This window comes from Pseudomonadota bacterium (genome assembly GCA_039714795.1).
GTDB lineage: Bacteria > Pseudomonadota > Alphaproteobacteria > JAGOMX01 > JAGOMX01 > JBDLIP01.
Window position 1 is genome coordinate 1 of record JBDLIP010000099.1, and the last position, 6719, is coordinate 6719.

The window sequence follows — 6719 nt, forward strand, 5'->3', positions numbered from 1 at the left end:
TGGCAAACTAAGAATGAGATCGCAAGCCCAATCTCTCAATGAAAATGACCCTCAGGTCAATATGGAAGCTATTTTAGCTCTTAAGTTAGTGCCATTGGAACAAGACTTAATCTTAACCCAAGTTCAACGGCCTGAGCCGTAAAATTGTTTAACTACAAGGAGTTAGCCCAATGGCACTAACTTAAGCGCTGAAATGGTGTCAATATTGACCTGAGAGTCATTTTCGAGAAATTGATCTTGCGATCTCGTTCTTAAGTTTGCCACCTTCCTCAACAAATCCGCCGTTTTGCCTGTGGGAACCCTTAGGTAGGTGCACATACTTCATCGCTGCCAACCCTTTGTTCTAAACGATTTCTCCTTAAGTTAGTGCCATTGGCAGAAAGACCTCTTATCCAAAACTCAGGTTAGGTTAGTGCCACTGAATCAAGTAGCTAAATGATTACTTTTTGTTCTTAAGTACAAAAAACTGTTTACATAAGATAAATTATATTATACAATATAATTGTAAAGTATATTATAGAAACTATTAATCAGGGAGAAAGAAAATGTATAGATTTTATTTTTTGTTTTATATGGTGTTTGTTTTTACCGCGGGTACGAGTGTAAGTTTTGCAACACTTCCTCAAGAAGAAATTGAACTGACAGTAAGCCCCAACTACAATGCAGAGATGGCAGGAGACGCTCTTGAGAGAATTTATAATTCAAAAGGCACGATTACCTATGACAAAATCGATCGTAACATCGCTATAGAACTTTTAAGAGCTTTAGATGCTGCAACACCTCATACAAAACTTTTTAACAGGAAGGGTCGGAGTAATGTGAAGATTAAGAGTATGCATGTACACAATGAAGTAGCCGAGAATGCCAAATCGGTAATTATTGTTGATAATATTAAGATCGATAGTAATGCTACCACCTTTATGGTCTCATTGGTAGCAGCACCAAGTAGTGGAGCCCAACGACATGTTGCATTTGGTACTTTTACCAGTTCTAGGGGTGATCATGTAATGACTAGGGATGGAGTCAGCTGGTTTAAAAAATATGCAGGCCAAAAAGTAGTTATTAATACACCCCAATAACTCATAACTAATCTTATGATAGTGCCAATAGTTTTTCCAAAAAAAAATTATTGGCACGATAACTAAGAGTAGTTAATACCAGTGGGTGTGTCCCCAACATGATGTCTTATCAGCTCACTTCTTCTATATCGTTAATTTACTATCTAACAAATTAGGTGCAAGTGTCCGATTCCATCTGAGGCAACACAGTCAGAGGTCAGAGGTCAGAGGTCAGAGGTCAGAATTCTGACTTCCCAATCATCAACACTTTTCGTTTGCGAATTAAAGTTCACCCCCACAAGGTAGATACTCTTACCGGAGGCCTGATAAGGTGTGCGATACTCTTTGTTAATGATTTGCTGGATGGCTTTAGCGGCTGTTTGATTGAGTTTGAACTCAAAAATGAACACCTTGTCTTGCAGCTCAAGAATAATATCCATCCGGCCTCTATGGGTATGGACTTCGGCAACGACTTTGATACCAATGAGGCGAAAAATCAGATAGAACAAGCTATGATAGTACTTTTCCTGCCGGATATATAAATCATAAGGGATCAGCCCCAACAGGTGATTAAGATGCGCAAAAAACTCATTTGCATCCCATTGAACTTGAAGAAAGCTCTGACTTAACAAGGTTAAGGAGTCAATGCTTTGTGCCTCCTTGCCGCGGGCAAAGTGTTTTAACAATGCTTCCGAAAACGCTTGAGCTACTTCAAAATTAGGATACCCAAGTTGATAAACGTCAAGATCTGGCTTGTACTCTTTAACCGTCAAGTAGCCTGTTTGATAAAGCAAAGGCAGCAGCGAGATTCGTTCAATATTAAAATTGGAAAAAGTTGCTTCACTGACTTGAAGCCGTTCTAAATCCAATGGATCAAACTCGCGCTCCTTAATCAATTTCATCAAAAATAAAGGGGTCCCAGTTTCAAACCAGTGTGCCATAAACTCTTGATGTTTCAACAACAGTAAAACAGAAAACGGATTGTAAACCGCTTCTGCTTGGCGAGCGAATTTATAGCCATTGTACCAACGCTGAATTTCTGCCATCAGTTGCGCTAAAGACTCGCCTCTTGTGTCAGCCAACTGCTCAACCCAACTTTTCAGAAAGGTTTGGATTTCTACAGCAGTATATCCAAGCAGATCAGAGTAAGTTTGTGTAAAACCAATCTCTTCAAGGTTGTTTAGCTCTGAAAAGACGGATACTTTTGAAAATTTTGTAACTCCTGTCAAGAAAACGAATTTAAGATGCGCGTCTTGTGATTTGAGCACTCCATAAAACTGCCGCAAGATATCACGATTTTGTTTGGCAACGTTCGGTGTGTCAATCTGATCAACAATAGGTTTGTCATATTCGTCTACCAGCACCACAATTGGATCCTTGGGAGCTAATTTTTTAATTAAGGAAAGCAGGTAATCTGAGGCTGTCTCACCATCTAAAGTCACACCATAAGTTGCACCAATCTCGCTCACTGCTCGAATTAAAGCTCTTTCAAGCATTTCAGGGCTGCGATTATTGATGGTTGACATATCCAGGCGAATGACGGGGTATTCGTGCCACGGCCAATCGCTGCGATCAATCCAGAGGCCTTGAAATAGGTGACGCTTATTGAGGAATAAAGCCTCAAGAGTTGAAATCAACAGAGATTTTCCAAACCGTCGGGGCCGAGAGAGAAAATACGATTTTCCCTCGGTCACAAGCCGATAAATATGCTGTGTCTTATCAATATAGGTATACTGCCCTGTAATCAGATCTGCAAAGCTTTGAATACCAATGGGAAGTTTCTTCATGTTAGTCAGTGTATCAGAAATCAGAAATCAGATGTCAGAAATCAGATGTCAGAGGACAGAGGACAGATTGCTGAATATCCCAGTTAGTACTGCTTTGCTGACCTCTGATATCTGACATCTGATTTCTGATTGCCGCCACCATCTCCCAATTCATCAGTAACTCACCTGCAATGCTTTGAAAGCCCTGCCTTTTGCACGGTATCGATTGACTTTTGGGTTGAAAGTTCATGCCTCCATTTTAGCGCGCAGTTTACTTCAGGTGAATGAGCACTTCGAGCGTCTCAGGAAACATAGGTCTTGATTTTACTTCAGTATAGTCACACAAGTTGTGACAAAAAGGTTTGCATTGATACGATATGAGGTGTTTTTAGGGTGAACACATCTATATCTTGGTACTCAAGATTATAAGCTAATTGAAAGCAATGCTCTGGCTGCAAAACTTCGTTAAAGTAAAGCAGGTTTTTGCTTAAAGACTCTCTATACGAGCTTTTAACCTCTATGAGCATCCATGGTTTATCATCCCTCGTTAGCAGAAAATCAACTTCTCGCTTTTCAAGATCACGAACAAAATGCAGCGCAAACTTCCCTAAACCCGCATCAGTCCAATAATGCACTGCTTTTAATAAATGCGAAGCTACAAAATTTTCAACTCGCATGCCTTGGTCATCTATCGCTGACCAATCCCATAGAAATATTTTTGGTTCTTTGAGCAGGCTTCTTGTAATATTTTTGGTCCATGGCTTAATCATAAAACAAAAATATAAAGATCTTAATACCTCTATCCAATTTCGTATTGTCTTGTCCGACACCCTTACTTTAGAAGCTAGTTTTGAGTAATTTGTTATCTGACCTATTTGACTATCAAGTATTTTGGCCAGAACCTCCATCTGAGAAACTTCATATACTCTTGAGATATCCCTTAGATCCTCTTTAAATAACTGCCTGTGCCGCAATAATTGCCATCTATTATAAAAAGCAGGATCCTTATTAATGAAAGGATCCGGAAATCCGCCAAACTCTAGCAATGCTTTCCAGCTTTCAGGCTCGATTCGTTTAGGACGTTTAAGACAGCCATTGAGTGTAAGCGAGTCCTCAAGATTACATAATTCACTGACAGATAAGGGATGCACGCGATAATAAAAATAGCGACCCATCAAACTATCTCCCCCCTGTTGATAAACATCAAGTTTGGCACTACCAGTAACAATTACAGAAAATTTATCTCTGTATGTATCGTAAAATCCTTTGATATAGCCCTTCCAATTAGAATATTTATGTATTTCATCAAATATGATGACTGGCTTTTTTCCAAAGGCTACATCTGAAAATATCTTTTTTGCGACAAATGAAGGACCAGATAGGATGACTTCTCTATCTTCAATAAGATCCCAGTTTAAATACAGATAGTGATTAAGACCTTTAACAATAAGTTTAGAAAGAGTCGTTTTCCCAACCTGACGCGGACCAGAGAGAAACAACATTTGGTTATAATTTGCAATATGTTCTTGCAATAACTTGTCGTAAAATCTTTCAATCATTGGCTATTTCTCTCTAACTTTTTTTAAATATTCGGATACAACTCCGAAAAAGTCAATGTGAATTTCGGAATTGACTCCGAAAAAATCGACAAATGTTGCCAGAATTGGCGATCACGGATCCAACCATAAAAAAGTCTGAACGTTTTCACCATATCACATAATCGACAAATGTCATTTATGTGATCGTTGACATGTTTAATTACATATCACATAATCAACAAATGTCATTTATGTGATAAGAGATTTGGATGAAAAAGTTTATTGGGCGGCGTGAGGAACTTAGAGACCTCGAGGGCCTACTTAAGGCTCCTCGTCCCGTTTTGCTCACCATCAAAGGACGGCGGCGCATTGGCAAGAGTCGTTTGGCAGCCGAGATTGCAAAGGGCAAAGAGTTTATATCTTTTACTGGCCTTGCCCCAGTAGATGGCATCACAGCACAAGCCCAACTGGACGCATTTGCCCGCCAATACTACACAAAGTTTGGGTTGCCACCAATGACGGTTACAGATTGGAGTGATGCTTTTGCGCATGTCACGGAACAAATCACCGCACAACCAACGATTATCCTGTTTGACGAAATTTCGTGGATGGGATCCAAGGACCCAACCTTTATTCCAAAATTAAAGGTATGGTGGGACCAAACCCTCCAACAATACCCAAACATCATGCTCATTCTATGTGGATCCGTATCTACTTGGATAGAAGACAATATCTTAAATAGCACTGCTTTTTTTGGAAGAATCTCACTGCAAATTGACCTCAAGGGACTTTCATTACCAGAATCCGTAAAATTCTTAGAAGAACTGGGTGTTAATTATTCCGTGTATGATATCTTTCAATGTCTAGCCATCACAGGCGGTGTTCCGTGGTACTTGGAGCAAATTAAACCTGACTTGACGGCTGAAGAAAATATCAAAAAACTTTGCTTTAACCCCAAAGGAGTGTTGGTACACGAGTATGATCGTATTTTTCATGATCTATTTGACCATAAGGGTGAGATATACAGAAAAATCGTACAGCAATTGGGTATAGGTATGAAGACGGTTGCTGAACTACGCCAAGAGCTTGATTATGCACACGGTGGAGTCCTGAGTAGATATTTGCAAGATCTGGAAACGTCAGGTTTTATCGAGCAACACTACACTTGGTCTCTTAAGACGGGTACCCTGGGACGTCAAAAGCTGTATCGCCTGAGCGATAGTTACCTAAGGTTTTACGTAAAGTATATCCAACCGAACTTACCGCACATTAAAAAGAACGCGTACAGAAATATCCCCATAAGCAGCCTGCCTGGTTGGGAGGCAATGCTGGGCTTTCAGGTGGAAAACCTTATTTTAAAAAATCGGTTGCTTTTGCTTGACGCTCTCGGAGTTTACCCACAAGACGTTGTTGCCGATAATCCGTATAGACAGCGTGCAACGAAACGACATAAAGGATGCCAAATTGATTATCTCGTGCAATTGCGCACGAATACGATTTTTGCATGTGAATTTAAGTTTACCAAACAAGAAATCGGCTCTAGTGTAATCTCAGCCATGCAAGAGAAAATAAATCGACTCGCTATTTCCAGGGGATACGGAATCTGTCCCGTTCTCGTCCATATCGGAGGGGTAGCCAATTCTGTTTATGACAAACAGTATTTTTATAGAGTCATCGATGCTGCTGATTTTCTGACAGATTTGTCAGAAATTATCTAGCTCTGCGATAAATACCTAAAATTCCTGACAAATAGATAAAAAAAATTCTTATATTTTTCAAATGGTAAGTAAGTTTATGTGTGAAATTTTGTTAAAATCTTTCATAAAAAATTTGACATTCAGCCAAAAATTGATTTTAGTTATACCAGTGAGAAGTAAAAACCTCTGGTTTAATGATAAAGGAACAGGGAATGAGAAGAGAGGGGGAATCTTGAAGTTATGACTAAAAAAAAGCAACCATGGTCAGAACTGGGGAAATACCAGTTGTGGCTAGCCTACAGTCTAAAAACACCACTAAAAGTTATGGCGCAATACTTTAAGCGCAGTCCTAGCTCAGTCAATCATGCCTTGAATCGCTATCATATTCGCCCCCTTGGTACGCGCTCAAGGGGACCTCTCCCACGCAAAGGTCTCCAAGATGGCATACAGATTCCCTTATCCCCTAAAACCTGCCGGCAGCTAAAGAAAATCTTTGAAAAATGTGATCTTGATTTAGAGAAAAACAAGCTACCAACCTACTGGTGTCCAATCAATAAGATGCATTCAAAGCCTTTGATCATTTTGAATCTGCAAGCAAACACCTACCTTAAACAACTTGACCTACCACCCACACCTCCATGGCAAAAACCAGGTAGCAAA

The 6719-nt window shown here is 39.8% G+C and carries 6 protein-coding genes; 3 read left to right on the forward strand and 3 right to left on the reverse strand.

Features of this window, described 5'->3' with window-relative positions:
* Positions 1-162: 162 nt before the first annotated feature.
* On the reverse strand, positions 163-318 hold the full coding sequence (locus ABFQ95_06895; GenBank protein ID MEN8237247.1) for a hypothetical protein: 156 nt from the start codon (positions 316-318) through the stop codon (positions 163-165).
* A gap of 227 nt (positions 319-545) precedes the next feature.
* Here ABFQ95_06895 and ABFQ95_06900 point away from each other — a divergent pair, with 227 nt between their 5' ends.
* Positions 546-1079: a hypothetical protein gene (locus tag ABFQ95_06900; protein MEN8237248.1), complete on the forward strand. Its 534-nt coding sequence runs from the start codon at positions 546-548 to the stop codon at positions 1077-1079.
* 203 nt (positions 1080-1282) lie between these two features.
* Here the strand turns inward: ABFQ95_06900 and ABFQ95_06905 are convergent, their stop codons facing one another.
* Together ABFQ95_06905 and ABFQ95_06910 are read right to left on the reverse strand one after the other, a co-directional pair.
* Positions 1283-2845, reverse strand: a complete 1563-nt coding sequence (locus ABFQ95_06905) for an AAA family ATPase (protein MEN8237249.1) — start codon at positions 2843-2845, stop codon at positions 1283-1285.
* A gap of 317 nt (positions 2846-3162) precedes the next feature.
* Positions 3163-4383, reverse strand: coding sequence for an ATP-binding protein (locus ABFQ95_06910; GenBank protein MEN8237250.1), 1221 nt, complete (start codon positions 4381-4383; stop codon positions 3163-3165).
* A 248-nt stretch (positions 4384-4631) separates the two neighbouring features.
* On the opposite strand from ABFQ95_06910, the gene ABFQ95_06915 reads away from it, so the two are divergent.
* Together ABFQ95_06915 and ABFQ95_06920 are read left to right on the forward strand one after the other, a co-directional pair.
* Positions 4632-6080: an ATP-binding protein gene (locus tag ABFQ95_06915; protein MEN8237251.1), complete on the forward strand. Its 1449-nt coding sequence runs from the start codon at positions 4632-4634 to the stop codon at positions 6078-6080.
* 219 nt (positions 6081-6299) lie between these two features.
* On the forward strand, positions 6300-6719 hold a 420-nt coding region (locus ABFQ95_06920; protein ID MEN8237252.1), incomplete at its 3' end, for a hypothetical protein.

Excerpts from the sequence above, each read along its gene's own strand:
- ABFQ95_06895 (MEN8237247.1), bottom strand. The coding sequence starts at position 318 with ATGTGCACCTACCTAAGGGTTCCCACAGGCAAAACGGCGGATTTGTTG.
- ABFQ95_06900 (MEN8237248.1), top strand. The coding sequence starts at position 546 with ATGTATAGATTTTATTTTTTGTTTTATATGGTGTTTGTTTTTACCGCG.
- ABFQ95_06905 (MEN8237249.1), bottom strand. The coding sequence starts at position 2,845 with ATGAAGAAACTTCCCATTGGTATTCAAAGCTTTGCAGATCTGATTACA.
- ABFQ95_06910 (MEN8237250.1), bottom strand. The coding sequence starts at position 4,383 with ATGATTGAAAGATTTTACGACAAGTTATTGCAAGAACATATTGCAAAT.
- ABFQ95_06915 (MEN8237251.1), top strand. The coding sequence starts at position 4,632 with ATGAAAAAGTTTATTGGGCGGCGTGAGGAACTTAGAGACCTCGAGGGC.